The organism is Novosphingobium sp. Fuku2-ISO-50 (assembly GCF_001519055.1).
Taxonomy (GTDB): Bacteria; Pseudomonadota; Alphaproteobacteria; order Sphingomonadales; family Sphingomonadaceae; genus Novosphingobium.
The window spans coordinates 104,049-123,638 of sequence record NZ_KQ954289.1; the positions used below are offsets into that span (position 1 = coordinate 104,049).

19 protein-coding genes are annotated in these 19,590 nt (G+C 63.5%); 7 read left to right on the forward strand and 12 right to left on the reverse strand.

The window, feature by feature from the left end; translation table 11 throughout:
- The first annotated feature begins 286 nt into the window (after nucleotides 1-286).
- Nucleotides 287-934: an HD-GYP domain-containing protein gene (locus AQZ50_RS20015; protein WP_082703527.1), complete on the forward strand. Its 648-nt coding sequence runs from the start codon at nucleotides 287-289 to the stop codon at nucleotides 932-934.
- Between the two features lies 1 nt (nucleotide 935).
- Here AQZ50_RS20015 and AQZ50_RS08960 read toward each other — a convergent pair whose 3' ends face one another.
- Together AQZ50_RS08960 and AQZ50_RS08965 are read right to left on the reverse strand one after the other, a co-directional pair.
- A complete protein-coding gene (locus tag AQZ50_RS08960; protein ID WP_067745671.1) occupies nucleotides 936-1,124 on the reverse strand; it encodes a hypothetical protein in 189 nt (62 codons plus the stop codon).
- A 137-nt stretch (nucleotides 1,125-1,261) separates the two neighbouring features.
- Nucleotides 1,262-2,023 carry a class I SAM-dependent methyltransferase gene (locus tag AQZ50_RS08965; protein WP_067745674.1) on the reverse strand — a complete coding sequence of 254 codons (762 nt, stop codon included), beginning with the start codon at nucleotides 2,021-2,023 and terminating at the stop codon, nucleotides 1,262-1,264.
- 79 nt (nucleotides 2,024-2,102) lie between these two features.
- On the opposite strand from AQZ50_RS08965, the gene AQZ50_RS08970 reads away from it, so the two are divergent.
- Complete coding sequence (locus tag AQZ50_RS08970; protein ID WP_067745677.1) at nucleotides 2,103-2,906, forward strand: helix-turn-helix transcriptional regulator; 804 nt, start codon at nucleotides 2,103-2,105, stop codon at nucleotides 2,904-2,906.
- Between the two features lie 19 nt (nucleotides 2,907-2,925).
- Entirely contained in the window at nucleotides 2,926-3,714 is a 789-nt protein-coding gene (gene mazG, locus AQZ50_RS08975; protein ID WP_067745680.1) for a nucleoside triphosphate pyrophosphohydrolase, read from the forward strand.
- Here mazG and hflX read toward each other — a convergent pair.
- The 7 genes from hflX to dusB form a co-directional block, all read right to left on the reverse strand.
- A complete protein-coding gene (gene hflX, locus AQZ50_RS08980) occupies nucleotides 3,711-5,051 on the reverse strand; it encodes a GTPase HflX (RefSeq protein ID WP_067745682.1) in 1,341 nt (446 codons plus the stop codon). The genes mazG and hflX overlap by 4 nt on opposite strands.
- A 42-nt stretch (nucleotides 5,052-5,093) precedes the next feature.
- Nucleotides 5,094-5,699, reverse strand: coding sequence for an RNA chaperone Hfq (hfq, locus tag AQZ50_RS08985; RefSeq protein ID WP_197412427.1), 606 nt, complete (start codon nucleotides 5,697-5,699; stop codon nucleotides 5,094-5,096).
- A 252-nt stretch (nucleotides 5,700-5,951) separates the two neighbouring features.
- Complete coding sequence (locus AQZ50_RS08990; RefSeq protein WP_067745687.1) at nucleotides 5,952-7,343, reverse strand: nitrogen assimilation response regulator NtrX; 1,392 nt, start codon at nucleotides 7,341-7,343, stop codon at nucleotides 5,952-5,954.
- A gap of 14 nt (nucleotides 7,344-7,357) precedes the next feature.
- Nucleotides 7,358-9,652 (reverse strand): sensor histidine kinase, encoded by a 2,295-nt coding sequence (locus tag AQZ50_RS08995; RefSeq protein WP_082703528.1) that lies wholly within the window; start codon nucleotides 9,650-9,652, stop codon nucleotides 7,358-7,360.
- 84 nt (nucleotides 9,653-9,736) lie between these two features.
- Nucleotides 9,737-11,173, reverse strand: a complete 1,437-nt coding sequence (locus AQZ50_RS09000; protein WP_067745690.1) for a sigma 54-interacting transcriptional regulator — start codon at nucleotides 11,171-11,173, stop codon at nucleotides 9,737-9,739.
- A gap of 4 nt (nucleotides 11,174-11,177) precedes the next feature.
- Entirely contained in the window at nucleotides 11,178-12,374 is a 1,197-nt protein-coding gene (locus tag AQZ50_RS09005) for a two-component system sensor histidine kinase NtrB (protein WP_067745692.1), read from the reverse strand.
- A 17-nt stretch (nucleotides 12,375-12,391) separates the two neighbouring features.
- Nucleotides 12,392-13,438 (reverse strand): tRNA dihydrouridine synthase DusB, encoded by a 1,047-nt coding sequence (dusB, locus tag AQZ50_RS09010; RefSeq protein ID WP_067745695.1) that lies wholly within the window; start codon nucleotides 13,436-13,438, stop codon nucleotides 12,392-12,394.
- Between the two features lie 127 nt (nucleotides 13,439-13,565).
- Between dusB and AQZ50_RS09015 the strand changes: the two genes are divergently transcribed.
- Genes AQZ50_RS09015 through AQZ50_RS09025 form a run of 3 tightly spaced genes read left to right on the forward strand, consistent with a single transcriptional unit; the run spans nucleotide 13,566 to nucleotide 15,885 of the window.
- Nucleotides 13,566-14,729 carry a bifunctional 2-C-methyl-D-erythritol 4-phosphate cytidylyltransferase/2-C-methyl-D-erythritol 2,4-cyclodiphosphate synthase gene (locus AQZ50_RS09015; RefSeq protein WP_067745903.1) on the forward strand — a complete coding sequence of 388 codons (1,164 nt, stop codon included), beginning with the start codon at nucleotides 13,566-13,568 and terminating at the stop codon, nucleotides 14,727-14,729.
- Nucleotides 14,726-15,319, forward strand: coding sequence for a hypothetical protein (locus tag AQZ50_RS09020; protein WP_067745697.1), 594 nt, complete (start codon nucleotides 14,726-14,728; stop codon nucleotides 15,317-15,319). The genes AQZ50_RS09015 and AQZ50_RS09020 overlap by 4 nt, the downstream gene beginning before the upstream one ends.
- A 14-nt stretch (nucleotides 15,320-15,333) precedes the next feature.
- A complete protein-coding gene (locus AQZ50_RS09025) occupies nucleotides 15,334-15,885 on the forward strand; it encodes a CinA family protein (protein ID WP_067745700.1) in 552 nt (183 codons plus the stop codon).
- Here AQZ50_RS09025 and AQZ50_RS09030 read toward each other — a convergent pair.
- Together AQZ50_RS09030 and lipA are read right to left on the reverse strand one after the other, a co-directional pair.
- The gene (locus AQZ50_RS09030) at nucleotides 15,813-16,322 is read right to left on the reverse strand and encodes a type II toxin-antitoxin system RatA family toxin (protein WP_067745703.1); all 510 of its coding nucleotides are present in this window, start codon (nucleotides 16,320-16,322) and stop codon (nucleotides 15,813-15,815) included. The two genes, AQZ50_RS09025 and AQZ50_RS09030, sit on opposite strands and share 73 nt — an antisense overlap.
- 1 nt (nucleotide 16,323) lies before the next feature.
- Entirely contained in the window at nucleotides 16,324-17,280 is a 957-nt protein-coding gene (gene lipA / locus AQZ50_RS09035; RefSeq protein WP_067745706.1) for a lipoyl synthase, read from the reverse strand.
- Between the two features lie 109 nt (nucleotides 17,281-17,389).
- Between lipA and AQZ50_RS09040 the strand changes: the two genes are divergently transcribed.
- Entirely contained in the window at nucleotides 17,390-18,043 is a 654-nt protein-coding gene (locus AQZ50_RS09040; RefSeq protein WP_067745905.1) for a carbonic anhydrase, read from the forward strand.
- Between the two features lie 162 nt (nucleotides 18,044-18,205).
- On the opposite strand, the gene AQZ50_RS09045 is transcribed toward AQZ50_RS09040, so the two are convergent.
- Entirely contained in the window at nucleotides 18,206-19,525 is a 1,320-nt protein-coding gene (locus tag AQZ50_RS09045) for a hypothetical protein (RefSeq protein ID WP_067745709.1), read from the reverse strand.
- Nucleotides 19,526-19,590: the final 65 nt, after the last annotated feature.

A 19,590-nucleotide genomic window follows, 5' to 3' on the forward strand; every position in this document is an offset into this window, starting at 1 on the left:
GCACAATCTGGAGGGTTCCACGCAGCCCCTGCTGGAACGATCTGTGCCATCTCTATCTGACGGAAATTGTGTCTTCTCTAAATGGCAGGAACACGCTGCGGCTCATTCAGGGGCGCAGCGTCACCCGGGCTTGGCTTTGCAGGTTATCCAAGGTCGACCTGTGATGAACTCCGTCTCGCGATCGATACAGTGCACTTAATTGAAACAATGGGATAATCTTGACCCGGCCTAAAGCTTTTTTCATAATTTGGCTCCAGATTGGCTGTTCTTCACCAGGGTCAATTGCATGTATATGTCGCCGATCACTGCCGATGGCTCCATAGCCTCGCCCGTCATGAACGAACCAACGCGCTTGCGACTGCGTCTTCATCAAAAAAGTGTATCGGTTTTGAGCAAGGCGGTTGCATCGGCGCTTGGCCTGGATGAATTCCAATGTCTTCGCATAGGACGGGCTGCCGCATGGCATGATGTTGGAAAGCTCTATATATCCAATGAGATTCTCAATGACTCTCATCCGATTAATGAGCGAGATTTCCTGGATCTAAAAAAACATACTATATATGGCCATAACCACTTAAAAGTGTTCAAGGGCGATCCTGTTGCAGAGTTGGCATCTGAAATTGCCCTGCAACACCATGAAAAATGGGATGGAACCGGTTATCCATTTGGTTTGTCGCGCGAGGAAATATCGATTGAGAGCCGAATAGTCGCAATCTGCGATGTTTATGACGCGCTTAGAGAAGATCGTCCATACCGAAATGCGATAAGCCATGATGATGCGATGCATGTTCTCATTCGTGGCGACATGCGGACAAATCCGTCCATGTTTGATCCCAAAGTATTGCAGGCTGTGACAAGAATTGACGATAAATTTCGCGACATATTTGAAGAACAACACCGTCGGGATGGACGGGAATCAGGCGGAGGGCGTTGATCTAGGCATTTTCAGTAGGCGCCACGGCATGCAATTTCGCGGTCGTGCGCCGGATCGCGCAGCGCGCTTCATCGACTTTGGCGGCGGCAATCGGGAGGTTTTCCCGGTCGAGGATCGTGATAACCCGGCTGAGCAGCCCAAGCGCGTGTTCGACGGGTTCTCCGTTGTTCAACAGGATGGTGTCCTTCACGACCGGTCTCCAATGGCAACATGCTTTATGATGTCTTGTGCCTTGCCCTTTTCGCCGGTTGGCGTGGAATTTCGAGCGTAACTGCCGCCAAAATGAGTGCGAGGCGTACCTATCGCGACCATTCTGGCGGCAGGCGGTCACCTTGCTTCGATCAGGATCACATCGATCATGAACGAGCCATCCGCTTCGATGGCGAAATGGCGTGCGACTTCGGCCCCGGCCAGCGCCTGCAACGCGCGGATGGCAGCGCACTGCACACTCGGCGTGCGCATTCGCGCGGTCCATTCGGCGAAATCCATGCGCAGCCGGGACGATCGGGTTGCGGTCACGGCAAAGCCTGCGGCATCCAGCATGGCATGCCATTCGCGCATGGTGAAATCGCGCCCGTGCGAGGGATCGCGCAACACTTCGACCGCTTGCAGATGCGTGTCGGCGGCAGGTTCGGGCGGAGCGATCACATCGACGAATACGGCGGGCGCGCCGGGCCGCAGGACGCGTCGCGCTTGCGCCAATCCGGCCGCCGGATCGCGCCAGTGATGCACCGAAAAGCGGCAGGCAAGCATGTCGCAACTGGCGTCTTCCAGCGGTAAGGCACCTGCCGCAGCAGCCAAGGGGGCGATGTTGGTCAGGCCGCGCCGGGTAGATTCGGCAACGACGCCCGCCAGCATCGCCTCCGACAAGTCGCAGGCGGTCACGCGCCGGGCATGGGGTGCCATGGCATAAGAGACGTGCCCTCCCCCGGCACCCAGGTCGAGCGCATGAGCGGGTGCGAATTCGGCGGCGATTTCGGCGATCCGCGCGAGGTCGGAGCCGGTCGCGTGGACCGCACTGGTCACATAATCGGCGGCGGCAGGGCCGAACTGTTGGCGGATCACGCTGTTTTGATCGAGGTTGGTCATGGCTGATCTCCTTGACGCCATGGTGCGAGTCTCTTTACCCTGTTACAATGTATAAAATTATCCTGGTATAAATGGTTCCATGATCGACGCCGAACAACGCCGCCAGTTGGGAGCCTTTGTTCGCGCCAGGCGAGAAAGCCTGACGCCGGATCAGCCAGGCACCCGCCGCCGCACCCCCGGTCTCCGGCGCGAGGAACTGGCGGCGCGCGCGGGAATCGGCGCGACCTGGGTGACGTGGATCGAGCAGGGGCGCGCCATTCGGGCATCGGCGGCGACGTTTGCGCGCCTCGCCGATGCCCTGTGCCTGGGATCGGCCGAACGCGCCTATCTGTTCACGCTGGCCGCCCGACATGATCCCGCCGATCCGTTTGGTGCTGTCGGTGATACCGCGCCGCTTGCGATCGCTGCCGTGGTCGAGGCATTGGCGCATCCGGCCTATGGACTCGATCCGGCGTGGGATGTCGTCGCGGCCAACAGCGCGGCGCGGCGGCTGTTTGTCGGCCTGTTTGATGATCGCGGTCCCCCCTCGCCCAATCTCTTGCGCTATATCTTTACCGACCCCGAGGCGCGCCACCTGTTGCCCGACCACGAGGCGCGCTGCGAACGGGTCATGGCCGAATTCCGCCGCGATTATGGGCGCGGGATGCATGACCCACGCGTGCGCGGCATTGTCGATTGGTTGTGTGGAAACAGCCCGCTGTTCGCCGCGCTGTGGGAACGGCAGGGGGTTCTCGGCCGCGAAGGGGGGCTGCGGCAGTTCGATCATCCCGAAGATGGACCGCTGGTTTTTATCCAGCACGTCCTTGCCGATGTCGAACGTGGCGATTTCCGGCTGATCGTGTTGATCCCCGCCGCGATCGAGGGACTTGCCAAGCCCGCGTGACCTGCGCATGGGGCGTGCCATGACCACACCTGCCGATCCGCTGTCCCGCCTCTTGTCGATCATGGCGCGGCTGCGCGATCCGGTCGGCGGATGCGACTGGGATCTGGCGCAGAATTTCGCCTCGATCGCGCCCTATACCATCGAGGAAGCCTACGAAGTCGCCGATGCCATCGCGCGGGAGGACATGGCCGCGCTGCGCGAGGAATTGGGCGATCTCTTGCTTCAGGTCGTGTTTCACAGCCGGATGGCGCAAGAGGCGGGCCATTTCGCCTTTGCCGATGTCGCCGACGCAATCGCCACCAAGATGGAAGCGCGCCACCCGCATATTTTTGGCGGGACGGCTTTTGGCGAGACGGGCGAAGCGGGCCAACCGCGCGAGGAACGTTGGGAAAATGCCAAGGCCGCCGAACGCGCGGCCAAAGGCGCAACCAGCGCGCTTGAAGGCGTCGCGCTTGCCCTGCCGGCCCTGATGCGCGCCGCAAAATTGCAGAAACGCGCCGCACGCGTCGGGTTCGACTGGCCCGATCCGGCAGGGCCTGCGGCCAAAGTGGTCGAGGAAACCGCCGAACTGGCCGAAGCGGCGACCGACGTGCATCGTTTTGAAGAAGCCGGCGATTTCCTGTTTGCCGCCGTCAATCTGGTGCGCGCCTATGGCATTGCGCCCGAAGACGCCCTGCGCGCGGCCAATGCCAAGTTCGAGCGCCGTTTCCGCGCGATGGAAGCGCTGGCGGGCGGTAGCATTGCCGGTCGCGATCTCGATGGGCAGGAAGCATTGTGGCAGGCGGTCAAGGCTGCCGAAAAAGCTTAAAGACTTGAAAAACGACCAAGTTCGCGCGGGGTAAGGCGGACGCGGATGCGTGAGGCGGGATGGCCCTGCGCATCTTCGGTATCGTGCTCCGAGAGGATTTCGCCGTGGGCATGGAGCCAGGCGAGCTTTTGCCCCTCGCCCATCGGTATGGTCAATTCGAGAGTCTGCGCCTCGCCGGTGAGCAGTGCGCCGAGCCGTTCGAGCAGGACATCGACCCCTTCCCCGGTCACGGCGGAAATCGGCACCGCCGGGCGATCGGGCACATCGTGCGCGATCAGGTCTTCGCGCATCGCCCGTTCCTCCGGCGACAGCAGGTCGATCTTGTTCCAGGCTTCGATGATCGGGATAGTGGGGCCGTCCTCGGCATTGACGCCCAGATCGGCGAGGATCGCCTCGACCTCGCGCTTTTGATCGGCGCTGGCGGGATTGGCGACATCGCGGACATGAACGATCACATCGGCGGCGGTCACTTCTTCGAGCGTGGCGCGAAAGGCGGCGACCAATTGCGTCGGCAGGTCGGAAATGAAGCCCACCGTGTCCGAAAGGATCGCCTTGTCCACTGCGGGCAGACGAATCGCGCGCATCGTCGGGTCGAGCGTGGCGAACAGCAGATCTTCGGCCATGACCGTGGCCCCGGTCAACCGGTTGAACAGCGTCGATTTGCCCGCATTGGTATAGCCGACGAGCGCGATCACCGGCCAGGGCGCGCGGTGGCGCCGTTCGCGATGCAGCCCGCGCGTGCGGCGCACTTGTTCGAGTTCGCGCCGGATGCGCGCCATGCGGCCGCGGATCAAGCGACGGTCGGCCTCGATCTGGGTTTCGCCAGGACCGCCGAGAAAGCCGAAGCCGCCGCGTTGCCGTTCGAGGTGAGTCCATGATCGGACCAGTCGCCCGGCCTGATAATCGAGATGCGCCAGCTCGACTTGCATCCGCCCTTCGGCGGTGGCGGCGCGTTCGCCAAAGATTTCGAGAATAAGCCCGGTGCGGTCGATGACCTTGCGGCGCAGCTTGTCTTCAAGATTGCGCTGCTGGATTGCCGAGAGCGCGCCATCGACGATCACCAGTTCGGCGCCGGATTGTTCGCAGGCTACCGCGATGCGATCGACCTGCCCTTCGCCAAACAGGGTTGCCGGACGCACGGCGCGAATGGGCAGGATAAAGGCATCGGCGATCTCCAGACCGATCGCGCGGGCCAGCCCTTTTGCTTCATCGAGCCGGGATTCGGCATCGAGGCCGCCCTTTTGGCGCAAATCGGGGAGCACGACGAGCGCCTTGGCGCCGCGCGTGACTTCGCCCATGAGATCGTCGGGGTTACGTCCAAATTCAAAACCGCTCATTCCACCGGGCCTAGACCAGTCCAGAGCCCGGTGGAAGCGCGATCAGACGGTTTCGCCATCCCAATCGCCCGACAGGTCGACATGGCCCGCCGGTTGGATAGTCGAAACGGCATGCTTGTAGGCCAGTTGCACATAACCTTCGCGTTCGAGCAACATGCAGAACAAGTCATAAGCCGCGACTTTGCCCTGCAGCATGACACCGTTGACGAGGAACATGGTGACTTGCACGCCCGCATCGCGGACGCTTGACAGGAACACTTCCTGCAACAGGCGCTTTTTCGTGGATTCTTCGCCACCGGCCTGGAAATGGGCGACCGAAAGCTGCTGGCCCGGCATGATCGTGCTGATCGCGTGCTTGTAGACCAATTGTGACTGGCCATCACGCCGCAGCAGGATCGAGAAATTGTCGAACCAGGTGACGATACCCTGCAGCTTGACGCCCTTCACCAGAAACATGGTGACGGGAATCTTGTTCTTGCGCAGGTGGTTGAGGAAAACGTCCTGAAGATTCTGGCCTTTTCCGCCGGAGGGAATGGCGGAAATTGCGCCAGAGGAGGGGGCGCCGGACGACGTGGATTGGGGGGCGCCTTCCTGTTCGGGCTCGTCCTTGGCAGTGCGGGGACGGGCGGAAAGCGTACGACCGGTCATTTGGCTGACTCCTTGGTGTTTTATATTGGCTCGGCCCGGCTTATCCCCGGTGCCTTCGCGATCTGGCGCAGCGCGGAATCGGGGGATGCCCGGTCCTTTGCCTTGCCGCCAAGCGTTTGGCCTGAAATCCCGAACCCATTGTCCGGTCTTCACAGAGCAAACGCTTCGAAGGTTCCTATAACGGCCCGCCCCCCCTCGCGTAAACCGTCAACTTGTCGATCTTGCACCCTTTGCAGACAAATCCCGAGTCGATCAGCCTGCTTCCTCGTCTTCGTCTTCGCGCCGTTCTGCCATTCCGAGCAGCTTGAGCTTGCGATGCAAGGCCGAGCGTTCCATGCCGATGAAGCTGGCGGTCTTGGAAATGTTGCCGGAAAAGCGGCGAATCTGGACGCGCAAGTATTCGCGTTCGAAGTTTTCGCGCGCTTCGCGCAGCGGCACCCCCATCAGCGATGCGCTGCCGCTGTCGCCCGCCAGCGGCGTGCTGATGATTTCCGTCGGCAGCATGTCGCCTTCGATCCGTGCCAATCGGCCGCGCGGCGCGAGAATCATCGTGCGTTCGACGACATTGCGCAATTGGCGCACATTGCCTGGCCAATCATAGCTTTGCAGTGCGGCCATGGCTTCGGAGGCAACGCCCGGCGCAGGCAGCCCCTGTTCGGTGGCAAAGCGGGCAAAGAAATGGTCGATCAGCGCGGGGATGTCCTCGCGCCGATCGGACAGCGGCGGGATCGCCACCGGCACGACATTGAGCCGATAGAACAAGTCTTCGCGAAAACGGCGCTCGGCAATTTCCTTTTCGAGCGGGCGCGAACTTGACGATACCACGCGCACGTCGACGCGGATCTGGCGATGGCCGCCGACCCGGACAAAGGCCTGCTCGGTCAGCACGCGCAGGATTCGCGCCTGGCTGGATGCGGGCATGTCGGCCACTTCGTCCAGGAACAGCGTGCCGCCGTCTGCCATTTCGAGCAGCCCGGCGCGGATCAGCTTGCCGTCGGCTTCTTCGCCAAACAGTTCCTGTTCAAAGCGTTCCGGGGTAATTCGCGCCGAATTGACCGTGACGAACGGCTTGTCGATGCGCGTGCTCCAACTGTGCAGCAGGCGCGCCGCGACTTCCTTGCCCGATCCGGCAGGGCCGGTGATCAGCACGCGGCTGCCGGTATGGGCGACGCGTTTCAATGTTGCGCGTACCGCGTTGATCGCCGAGGAATTGCCGGTGAATTCATCGGCCATCCCGAAATCGCGGCGCAAGCGGGCGTTTTCCCGGCGCAATTGCTCGGTTTCGGTCGCGCGCTCGACCAGCAGCAGCAGGCGTTCCGCTTCGAACGGCTTTTCGATGAAATCCATCGCGCCGCGGCTGATCGCGGAAACGGCGGTATCGATATTGCCGTGGCCGGAAAAGATCACCACCGGCAATTCGGGTTCGCGCTTTTTGATCTCGTCCAGCACTTCGAGCCCGTCCATCGGGCTACCGTGCAGCCAGACATCGAGCAGAACGAGGCTGGGGCGACGTTCGTCGATGGCGGCGAGCGCGGCCACGCTGTCACCGGCGACGCGGCAGGAATAACCTTCGTCGCTCAGCACGCCCGCGACGAGTTCGCGGATGTCGCGTTCATCGTCGACGATCAGGATATCAAGGGCCATTGTGGTGAAATCCTTCAACGCGTCTTTTCGCGGATGGGGTGATGTTGGGCAGATGGTGGCGTCGGAGCGCTCCTGGGATCGGCGCTGTCGGCGGCGTTGGTCGACTGCGAACGGGCAAAGCGCATGATCACCCGCGCACCGCCGCCTTCGACCGGGGCAAAGGCCATTTCGCCGCCATGTTCCTCGACGATCTTGTTGACGATGGCGAGGCCGAGCCCGGTGCCTTTTTCGCGGGTGGTGACATAAGGTTCGAGAATGCGGTCGCGTTCCGCCGGAAGACCGATGCCGTTGTCGGTGACGCTGATCGTGATCGACTGCGCGTCGCTGTCCAGACTGACGGCGATGCGCCCCTTGTAGTCGATGTCCTCGGTTCGCGCGCGGGCCTCGATCGCCTCGATGGCGTTTTTGAGGACGTTGGTCATGACCTGGCTGAATTGATGGCGGTCTGCCTCAATCGGTTCGTTGGTCGATCCGCTATAGGAAAAGCCGATCGCGCCATGCGCGACTTCCTGGAGGAAAATGGCCTGACGCGCGAGTTCTCCTGCGTCCTCGGGCCGGAATACCGGCTTGGGCAAACGCGCGAACGAAGAGAATTCGTCGACCATTTTCCGCAGATCGCCGACTTGCCGGATGATCGTCGCGGTCAATTCCTCGAACAATTCGGGGTCGGTGGTGATCTGCCGCAGATAGCGCCGTTTCAATCGCTCGGTGGCGAGCTGGATCGGGGTCAGCGGGTTCTTGATCTCGTGCGCGATGCGCCGCGCGACATCGGACCATGCGGCGCGGCGCTGATCGACGATTTGGCGCGTGATGTCTTCAAACGTCACCACATAGCCGTTGGCATCGCGCGTCACCTTGACCGCCAGAGTCAACAGATCGCCGGCCTTGGCATAGTGCACGACGCCGCTCGCCTCGCCACTGGTCACCAATTGATAGAGCTGCGGGGCAACGTGTTCGAGCGAGGCGCCGATCGAATCGCTGCCGCTGTCTTCGCCGATCAGTTTCTGCGCCGAACTGTTGATCAGGCGGATGGTGCCTTGCCGATCGATCGAGACGATCCCGGCCGTGATCGATTCGATGACTGCCTCGATAAAGGCGCGGCGAACGTCGAGCTGCGCATTGGCGCTGACCAGCGCGCGAGTCTGGGTTTCCAGCTGCGCGGTCATGCGGTTGAACGCACGGGCGAGCATGCCGACTTCGTCGGGCGCCTTGCCATGGGCGACGCGCATGGCAAAATTGCCGCTGCCGACTTTGCGCGCGGCAACCACCAGTTCGACCAGCGGCGCGACCTGACGGTCGGCAAAGCGCAAGGCGGCCCAGACCGCAAGCATCACCAGCGCGAGCGAAATGCCGAGCAGCGCGAGGTTGAAGCGCACTTGCAAGGCGCGCGCGCGCCGGGTCAGCATATCATAGGCGCCCAGCACGGATTCGGCGCGTTTCCATTGGCTGAATGCCAGCTGGTCGGAATTGCGCGCGACATAAAGATAGATGCCGCGCGCCCGGTCGATCGGGGTCACCGCCTCGATCTTTTCCGCCGAGGCGTTGACCACGACCGGCTCGCCCCCCGCCAGCCGTCGCAATTCGCCCGCCGTGACACGCTGGCGCGTATCGTTGCGGGCGGGATCGACGATCGCCGCAGTGCGCAAGGTGCCGTCCTCGCCGCGTTCGATGATCGCGGATTCGTCGAGCTTGCGGCTGATCACCTGCCACGAATAGCCTTCGGCAAATTCCTGGCTGGTCATCGGCGCCTGGCCTAGATAGCTGCGGATATCGCCGGCCATGGCGACGCTTTCCTTGCCCACATCGCGCAGTTTGTCGGCATAATAGCCTTTGGCCAGGCTGTTGGCGTTTTCGAGCATGCCGCGCGAATTGTCGGAAAACCAGAATTCGACCCCCGACTGAAACAGCAGCGAGGCGAAGATCACCACGAGCAGAGTCGGCACCGCCGCAATCAGCGAAAAAAGCCAGACCAGACGGACATGCAATCGGCCATTGCTGCCCAGAACGCTGCGCGATGCACGCGCCAGCGCAACGCGCCGACCGCCCAGCACGATCAGCGCCATCGCCGGAACGAGCGAGCCGATCAGCAGGCTGGTGGTCAGCTTGGCGGGTAAAAGCTGGTCGCCGGAGGCGTGCAGCGGGTTGAGCTTGTACCAGCTCCACGTCACCATGAACACCAGCCAGCAGGCAGCGATCGTTTCGAGCGACAGGAAGATATTGGCTCGGCGCAGCCAGATCAGCAGGCGTCGCCACCAACGCGGCAATCGCCGGGCTCGCCTGGGCCTTATTGCTGCAACCTGACCAACCATAGTTGCTCTGTGACAACACCCCTGTTGCCCAAATGCAAGCAAATTTACGCCGCGCGGGGTGTCCATGCGACGGACCGAGCCCGATCAGGCGCGAAGCGTGGCATCCTCCGGGTGAATCCCGAGCTCCGACAGCCGTTTGCGCAACGTGTTGCGATTGATCCCCAGAATCTGCGCCGCGCGCAACTGGTTGCCGCCGGTCTGGCCCAGGACATGAAGAAACAGCGGCCTTTCAAACATCGCCAGCGCATCGTCATAGAGCTGTCCGGCAACCGGCGGAGTCTCGGCCAGCCAGTGCAGCAGCGCCGTCGCCATATCGCTGTTTCCGCGGGCAGGATCCATGGCGCGTGGAGCATGGCCCGCGTCGCCGCCGAGCATCGGCTCGATCGCGGCGACATCGATCATTTCCTCCCGCGCCATCAGCGCAAGGCGATAGATCAGGTTGCGCAATTCGCGCACATTGCCGCGCCAGGGTTGACGGGCCAGCAGCGCCGCGGCGGCGGGAGTCAGGTGACGCCGCGGCAGTCCCTCATTGGCAGCGCAGGCGAGGAAATGGCGCGCCAAGGCCGCAATGTCGTCGGCGCGGTCGCGCAAGGGGGGCAATTCGATCGGCACAACCGCAAGGCGGTAATAGAGATCTTCGCGAAACGTCCCCGCCGCAATCATCGGCAGGAGATCGCGGTTGGTCGCCGCGATAATGCGGCAATCGAGCATGATTTCGTCGGCCCCGCCCACCCGGCGGATGCGCCCCGATTGCAGCGCGCGCAAAAGCCGGGTCTGCGCGTCGAGCGGCATGTCGCCGATTTCATCGAGAAACAGCGTGCCCCCGGCGGCTTGCTCGAATTTGCCGACATGGCGGGCGACGGCGCCGGTAAATGCGCCCTTTTCGTGCCCGAACAGTTCGCTCTCGATCAGGTCATGAGGAATCGCGGCGGCGTTCACCGCGACGAACGGCCCCGCGCCCCGATTCCCGAGCTGGTGGATCGCTTCGGCCACCAGTTCCTTGCCGGTGCCGGATTCGCCGAGGATCAGCACGGTCAGGTCGTTGCGCAAGAGGCGGGTGATCATGCGATAGACCGCCTGCATCGCCGCGCTGCGCCCGACCAGCGGCAGACCCTGCGGCACGGCGTCGCCATCGTTTGGTTCTGTCCGGGCGGCGGCGCCATGACCAATGCCCTGATGGACCGCCGCGATCAGCTCGTCGAGATCGAACGGCTTGGGAAAATACTCGAATGCCCCGGTATCGCTGGCGCGCACGGCGGTATCGAGCGTATTTTGCGCCGAAAGGATGATGATCGGCATCTCCGGGTGGCGTTCGCGCACCTGGCCAAGCGTTTCGATCCCGTCACCATCGGTCAGGATGACATCGGTCAGCATCAGCGCGTGATCGCCCGAGGCCAGCAAGCGGTCGCGCCCGGCAATGCTGTCCGTGCGCGCGACGGCAAACCCTTCGGCCGCCAGCGCGGTGGTGATCACGGTGGCGATCGAGGCGTCATCTTCGACCAGCAGGATCGACCTGTTCATCTTTTCAAGCCCTCTTTGTACCGGAATTCCGCGATGGCGCCGAGCCCGCAACGGGCAGATGCAGCCGAAAGTGAGTCAGCCCCCTCACCTCGTCGCGGTCATAGGTGACGCGGCCATTCATTTCGCGCACCAGTTTCTGCACGAGCGCCAGCCCAAGCCCCTGCCCGCTCTTTTTGGACGAGACGAACGGTTCGAAGATATGGTCGCGCAAAGGCGCCGGGACGCCGGGGCCATTGTCGGTGACGCGCAGTTCGATCGGCAGGCGCAGCGGCGCGCCCCCCGGGCCGGAATGGACCTGAATGCCGCTGGCAAATCGGGTGCGCACGATAATGCGCGGGGATTCAACACCTTCGCATGCATCCCTGGCATTGGTCATGAGGTTCAGCAGGACTTGCACCAGCGAGTCGTGGTTGGCGCTGATCGGCGGCAGACTGGGATCGAATTCCTCTTCGATGATCGGGCCCTCGCCCTTTGCGTCTCGCCCGCCCCTTCCTGCCACAAGGATTGCATGCGCGTGGCGCGAAGCTTCGTGGAGATTGCAATCGACTGCCGGTTCCAGGCTGCGCCGGCTGAGCGATTGCATCTGGTCGATCAACTTGGCGACGCGGTCGACTTCGGTGGTGATCAGCCCCGTCAGGGCGCGATCGCCCTCGCTGACCCGGCGATCGAGCAATTGCGCTGCGCCGCGAATTCCCGCGAGCGGGTTCTTGATTTCGTGCGCCAGCACTTCGGGTGCGCGCAGCACTCCCCCGCCCGGCTCATCGCCGCCCGCCATACCCAGCGTCAGCGCCTCGACGCCGACCGGTTCTTGCAGCACGAGGATCTGCCAGCCGGGGAAATGCAACACCGGCGCGGTCATCAGGTCGATTGCACGTGCCGGTTGATCAAGGATCCGCACCAGCGAGCCGCGCGCCACAAGGTGCGCCTCGCGCTCGCCCAGGCGTTCGAGAATCACGGCCTCTTCAAAGGCAAACAAATCGTGCACCGATCGTCCGATCAGCCGGCTGGCGCCTTGGCCAACGAGTTGCTCGCCCGCCGGATTGACCGATGTGACCGATAGATCGGGGGCAAGCAGGAACAACGCCTGCGGCAGGCTGGCGATCACGCGCCTGGGGTCGGGCGGGCCGGATTCATCTCGATCACGGTCATTGGGGCGATCACGGTCATGGGGTCCGTCAAAGGGGGGGCTGATGACGGCCATAGGTCTTTTCGCCGCGTTCAAGCCGCGACCTGGCGTACGGAATCCAGGCGACGTTCGGAATCTGGATCGAAACGTCCGTAGAAATCCGCCAGGCTCGCCAGCACCGCGTCGGGATCGTCTATGAAATTGACGCAGTTGCGGAATTCGGCCGATCCGGTCAGCCCTTTGGTGTACCAGCCGAGGTGCTTGCGCGCCATGTTGACACCGACCGTCTTGCCGTAAATGCTCAACATATCGTGGTAATGCTCTACGATTACGCCATATTGTTCGCCGACAGTCGGATCGGACAGCACTTCGCCGGTGTTCAGCCAGTGCATCATCTGCCCGAGCAGCCAGGGACGCCCATAGCTGCCGCGCCCGATCATCACCCCGTCGGCGCCGCTCTGTTCGATGGCCGTGGCGACATCGGCGATCGAGCAGATGTCGCCATTGACGATCACCGGAATATCGACCGCATCCTTGACGCGGCGGACAAAGCTCCAGTCGGCAGAGCCCTTGTACATCTGGTTGCGGGTGCGCCCGTGCACGGTGATCATCTTTGCGCCGAGATCCTGCGCGATCCGCGCCAGTTCGGGCGCGTTGAGGCTGTCGTGGCACCAGCCCATGCGCATCTTGACGGTGACCGGGACGGAGACCGCCTTGACCGTCGCTTCGATCAACGCGGCGGCCAGCGGCACGTCGCGCATCAATGCCGATCCGGCATCGCCGTTGACGACCTTGCGCACCGGACAGCCCATGTTGATGTCGATGATTGCCGCGCCGCGATCTTCGGACAGGCGTGCCGCCTCGGCCATCTGTTCCGGTTCGCAGCCGACCAGTTGCATCGACACCGGTTCCTCGATCGGATCCCACGCCGCTTTTTGAACCGACTGGCGCGTTTCGCGGATCGCTGCCGGGCTGGCGATCATTTCGGTCACATTGAGCCCCGACCCAAACCGGCGCACCATGCGGCGGAACGGCAAGTCCGAAACCCCGGTCATCGGCGCCAGCACCACGGGGCATGCAATGCGCACCGGGCCGACAGCGATGGGGGTCAGCACGGGAGGTTTCGGATCATTGTTCATTCTTGCGTCGCTTACTGCCTAAAAAACAGGCAGGCGTTAGCCAATTGCCGGGGCTTGGGCAAGTTTGTAAGGGGCGCTCACGATGAATTGCGCAAACCCACCGCATGACGAGGCGCGCCCGGCGCCAATGGCCCCATTTGCGGCCGTGGTGGTTGCCGCCGGCAAGGGGCTGCGCGCGGGCGGCTGCGTGCCCAAACAGTTTGCGCTCTGGCGTGGCACGCCCTTGGTGCGCCACAGCGTCGAGCGCCTGCTTGACGCAGGTGCCGCCCCGCTTGTTGTAGCCATTCCCGACGACTGGCGGGCCGAGGCAGAGGCGGCGCTGGCCGGTCTTGGCCCGGTGGTCCTGGTTCCCGGCGGCGCGACGCGTCAGGCTTCGGTGCGCGCCGCGCTAGAATGGCTGGACCGCCGGGGCGGAATCGAACGCGTGCTGATCCATGATGCCGCGCGGCCCGATTTGCCGGGCGAGGTTATTGCGGCGCTGGTTGCGGCGCTCGACGGTGCGCCGGGCGCGATCCCGGTCTTGCCCGTGGTCGACAGCGTAGTGCGCGGGGACGGCGGCTTGCGTCAGGCGGCGGAGTCGCGTGACGGGCTCTATCGGGTGCAGACGCCGCAGGCCTTTCGCTTCGCACCGATTCTGGCCGCGCATCGCGGATGGCGCGATGCGGCAGAAGCGGGCGACGATGCCACCGTGGGCGATGCCGCCGGGCTTGCCATTGCGCTCGTTTCGGGCGACGAGCGGCTGCGCAAGGTGACCTTTGCCGAGGATTTTGATTCGGCTGATCGCGATTCCCATGATGACAGGACAACGGCGATGATGACCCGCACCGGCGCCGGGTTTGACGTACACCGCCTGGTCGAAGGCGAAGACCTGTGGCTGTGCGGTGTCAAGATCGATCATCCGCGCGGGCTGTCTGGCCACAGCGATGCCGACGTCGCGATTCATGCGCTGGTCGATGCCTTGCTCGGCGCGATTGCCGCAGGCGACATCGGTGATCATTTCCCCCCGTCCGACCCGCAGTGGAAAGGCGCCGCCTCCGACCGCTTCCTCGCTCATGCCGCCGCGCTGGTTCGTGCCCGTGGCTTTGCCGTCGGCAATGTCGACGTGACGATCATTTGCGAGGCACCGAAGATCGGGCCCCACAAGGCGGCGATGCGCGAAAGACTGGCTGCCATTCTGGACATCGCTGTCGATCAGGTGAGTGTGAAGGCGACGACGACCGAGCGACTGGGCCTGACCGGGCGCGGCGAAGGGATCGCTGCGCAAGCGATCGCGACGGTGTTCGGGGCATGACCATGCGCCATTCGATTCCTGCCGTTCTTGCGCTGATGGCGCTGGGGTGTGCGACGGCGGCGCGCGCGGGGGATGATGCCTGTCTCACCCCTGCGGAGCTCGACGCGACATTTGCCTACGCGCTGCCCACGGTGATCGAATCGGCGGCGCAGGCGTGCCGTCCGGTCCTGTCGCGCGACGGATACCTCGCGACCGGGACGGATTCGCTCGCCGCGCGCTATCGTGTCGGACAGGCGGCGGCCTGGCCGGTTGCCAAAGCGGCGGCGCTCAAGATCGGCACGTCTGCAGCAGGCGGCGGCTTGGGCAGATTTGCCGCATTCCTGCCCGACAGCGCCTTGCAGGGGTTTGCCACGGGCTATGTCGGGCAATTCGTGGTCCAGTCGATCCGACCTGCCGATTGTGCCGAAATCGAGCAGGCCCTGCACTTGATGGCGCCCTTGCCGCCTGAAAATACCGCCGGTCTGATCACGCTTCTGGTTCGGCGGCTCGAACGCCCGAGGCCAGGGCAAAAACCGCGAATTCCGCTTTGCCCGGTTGTTTCGGGCCCCTCTCCCGCGCCGTCCGAGATACCATCCGGATCGGGGCACTGAAGGATACCTGATCCATGGACAGTCTGCTTCCCGCCGATCTGGTCGGCATGGCCGCCCGCGTGATTGCCGCGAACAAGGCGCTGGGGCGCACCGTGGCCGTCGCCGAAAGCTGCACCGGAGGGCTGGTCGCCGCCGCGCTGACCGAAATTGCCGGCAGTTCGGCCGTGCTCGATCGTGGCTTTGTGACTTATTCCAACGCGGCCAAGATCGAGATGCTGGGCGTTTCCGAAGACCTGATCGACACGTTCGGGGCGGTCTCGGTGGCTGTGGCCTGGTCTATGGCGCAAGGCGCGCTGGGCCGGTCATCGGCCGATGTGGCCGTGGCGATCACCGGGATTGCCGGCCCCGACGGCGGGTCCGAGCAGAAGCCGGTCGGCACCGTGGTCTTTGCCTGCGCCCGCCGGGGACAGGACGACGAAGATGCGGTCGAAGCGGAAACCAAACTGTTTTCCGGCGATTTTACCGGCCCGGGCGGCCGCGCCGAAGTGCGGCGTCAGGCGGCGCTGGTCGCGCTCGAACTGCTCTTGCCCCCGGAAACCGCGCCGATGGCGGCATCGGCCCCATAAAGCCGGGCGGCGCGCGTCTCGAACGCGGTGACCATCTTGCGAAACGCGCGGTCGAGGTATTGTCCGGCGAGCTTTTCGAACAGCGCGTTGCGGAACGTGAATTCGCAAACGAAATCGATCCGACAGCCGCCGCCCTCGTCCGGGGCAAAATGCCACGAGTTCGACAGGCTTTTCATCGGCCCGTCGAGATAGTCGACCATGATCGCGCCGACATCGGCCTCGTTGGGGCGATCTTTGGTCACCCGGCTGGTGAATTTTTCGCGCAGCGCGTTGAAACCGACCATCATGTCGGCGATCATCTCGTGGCCATTGTCCGACCGGATGCGCGTCGCCACCACCCAGGGCAGAAATTCGGCATAGCGCTTCACGTCGGCGACCAGATCGAACATCTGCTCGGGCGACCACTTCAGGTGCCGGGTTTCGGCGATGCGCGGCATCTCAGCCCAGCTTTCCCGACGCTTTTGCCAATTGCGCCTCGCGCGTGGCGCGCATTTGCGCGAAATCCTCGCCCGCGTGATAGCTCGACCGGGTCAGCGGGCTTGCTGCGACTTGCAGGAAGCCCTTCGCCCGCGCAATCGCGCCATAGGCCGCAAAAGCCTGCGGTGCGACGAATTCGATCACTTTGGCATGTTTCGGAGTCGGCTGGAGATATTGCCCCATGGTCAGGAAATCGATCCCGGCGGAGCGCATGTCGTCCATCACCTGGTGCACTTCGAGTCGCCCTTCGCCAAGGCCGAGCATCACGCCCGACTTGGTGAATACGCGCGGATCCTGGCGCTTCACTTCCTCGAGCAGGCGCAGCGAAGCGTAATAGCGGGCACCGGGGCGGATCGTGGGATAGAGCCGGGGCACGGTTTCGAGATTGTGGTTATAGACATCAGGCCCGGCCGCCACGATCGCCTCGACCGCTGCGGCCATCTTGCCCCGGAAATCCGGCGTGAGAATCTCGATCGTCGTATTGGGCGCCTGATCGCGCAGCGCACGGATCACTTTGACAAACTGTCCCGCGCCACCGTCGGGCAAGTCATCGCGGTCGACCGAAGTGATGACGATATGTTCCAGCCCCGTGCGCGCCGCCAATTCGGCGACATGGCCCGGTTCCGAGGCGTCTACCGCACGCGGCATGCCGGTCTTGACGTTGCAGAACGCACAGGCGCGTGTGCAGACATCGCCCAGAATCATCACGGTGGCGTGTTTTTTGGTCCAGCATTCGCCGATATTCGGGCAAGCCGCCTCTTCGCACACCGTCGTCAGCTTCAAATCGCGCATCAGCTTGCGCGTCTCGCCGTACCCCTTGCTGGTCGGCGCCTTGACCCGGATCCAGTCGGGCTTGCGCTCGCGGGCGGGGGCTGAGTCGGTTTCCAAGGGTGCGGGCGCGATCGAGGGCTTGGTCATGGACGGCCAGATAAGCCTTCGGCGCGCGAATTGCCAGACCCGAACGACGCTTGCACTAACGGCCGCTTGCGGTCATGGGGACGCCAATGCGTCTGAGGGAGAAATGCAAATGACCGATCCCCTTTCCCCTGCACTGGACCACCTGATCAGCGGCTATCGCCGTTTTCGCGAACAGGGCTGGACGCCAAAGCTCGAGCGCTGGCGCGAATTGCGCGACAAGCAAAGTCCGCAAGTGATGATCATCGCCTGCTCCGACAGCCGGGTCGATCCGGCGCAGATCTTTGACACCGATCCGGGCGAGATGTTTGTCGTGCGCAATGTCGCCGCGATGGTCCCCCCGTTCGAGACCACGCCTGGGCATCACGGCGTTTCGGCGGCGCTCGAATTCGCGGTCCAGGTGCTCAAGGTCAAGGAAATCATCGTGATGGGCCACGGCATGTGCGGCGGGTGTCAGGCCGCGCTGACGCAAAGCCTGCAGGGCTCCGAACCTGGCGAAGGCGGCTTTGTCGCCGACTGGATTGCGCTGCTCGATGATGCACGCGGCCCGGTCGTGGCGCAATACGGCACCACCGGGCGCGATGCCGAACGCGCCATGGAACACGCCGGTGTGTGCACCAGCCTCGCCAATTTGCGCACGTTTCCCTGCATCAGCCGCAAGGAAGCCAAGGGCACGCTGCGTCTGACCGGCGCGTTTTTCTCGATCAGCGACGGCTTGCTCAACCTGCTCGACGAAACCAGCGGGAAATTTCATCCGGTTGAATGAGTGGCGGTTGAATGAGTGGCGGTTGAATGAGTGGCGGTTGAATGAGTGGCGGTTGAATGAGTGGTGCCAACCGGCGTAAAAAAACGGCGGCTCCCGGATGGGGCCGCCGTTTTTTTTGGGTCGGAAAGTCTTCCCCGGACCCGGTCCGGGGAAGAAGCTGTCTTACTTGCCCGCCGCTTTCTGGTCGGCGTAGATCGCCCAGAGCTGCGCGATCGGCGCGCGCGGCCCGGCGACTTTGGCCAGATTCGCCTTGGCGTCGGCAAATTTGCCTTCGTCGATTTCCGCGATTGCAAGCCGGGTCAGGATGCGATCCTTTTCGGCATCGACGCCGCCCTTGCTCAGCGCGAGAGTGTAAAGCTCGTCCGCCTTGGCCGCATCGGCATAAGACAGGAACGTATCGCCGGCAGCCAGCGCGACTTTACCCGAAGGCGCGGCGGCAGCTTCCTTGGCCAGACCGGGCAGCGAGGCCTTGTCGGCAGGGATACGCGGGCGAGCCTGGGTCAACACGTCCTTGACGAACGTGTCGTCAGGCTTGAGCGCACCGACCGCGACGCCCTGTTCGGCGATACGGACCGCTTCGCCGGGGAAACGGCGGGCGTCGATCGCCTGAAGATAGGCGACATATTCGCGCTCGACGAACTTGGGTTCGAGCTTGAGCGCGCCGGCCTGGTCCATCAGGCGGCTGACATCGAGCTCTTCCTGGCTGGTGAAATTGGTCGCGCTGTTGCGCACCAGCTGCGTCGCGCCAAGCCAGTTGAGCGGGGTCGGATAGGCCGCCACGAGCAAAAGCGCCCATTCGGTCGATTCGGCGGGGAGCTTGGCGGTATAGGCGATGCGGTTGCCGCGATTGTACCATTCTTCGGGAACGGCGGCATTGGCGGCCTTGCGTGCGGCGATCGCGGTCTTGAGCGCGTCGAGCGCCTGCTTGGGCTGGGCCGACGAAGCATAGGATTCGGCCAGCATCTGCGGGACCGCGTCATCGACGGCCGCGTTCGTCATCAGCGGGCCGAGCACCTTGATCGCGGTCGGATAGTCCTTGGCGAGATAGGAAATCTGGCCGAGCATCGCGCTGACGGTGAGGACCAGATTGGGCTGAAGCTGGCCGCTGTCGAGCATGTTCTGCAGGCCCTTGGCGAGCAGCGCGTTATCGCCCGTCCAGCCACCGATCTGGCGCTGCCAGTCGCCGAAGATCAGCTTGTCGAGCGGCGATTTAACATTGGGCTCAAGCTTGGCCAGCTCGGGCACCAGCGCGGTGCCGGCGGTCTTCATCTCGTCGTCCGATACTTTGCCCTTTTTGGCGGCGGTATCGTTGAACAGCTTCTGGAACGGCCCTGCGACTTTGCTGAATTCGGCCGAATTGGTGACTTTCGGCGCGTCCTTGGCCATGGCCGGCGCGGCAACGCCGACTGCGCCGAGCGACAGCGCGACGGCAAGAGCGGCGGCGGCGGTCGACCGGCCGAATGAAGCGAATGTACCCCGCATTGTCCTTAATCTCCTGTTCGACCCGGGACTCGCACGGCGCAGGCTTTCCATGCCCTGTCGCGCGT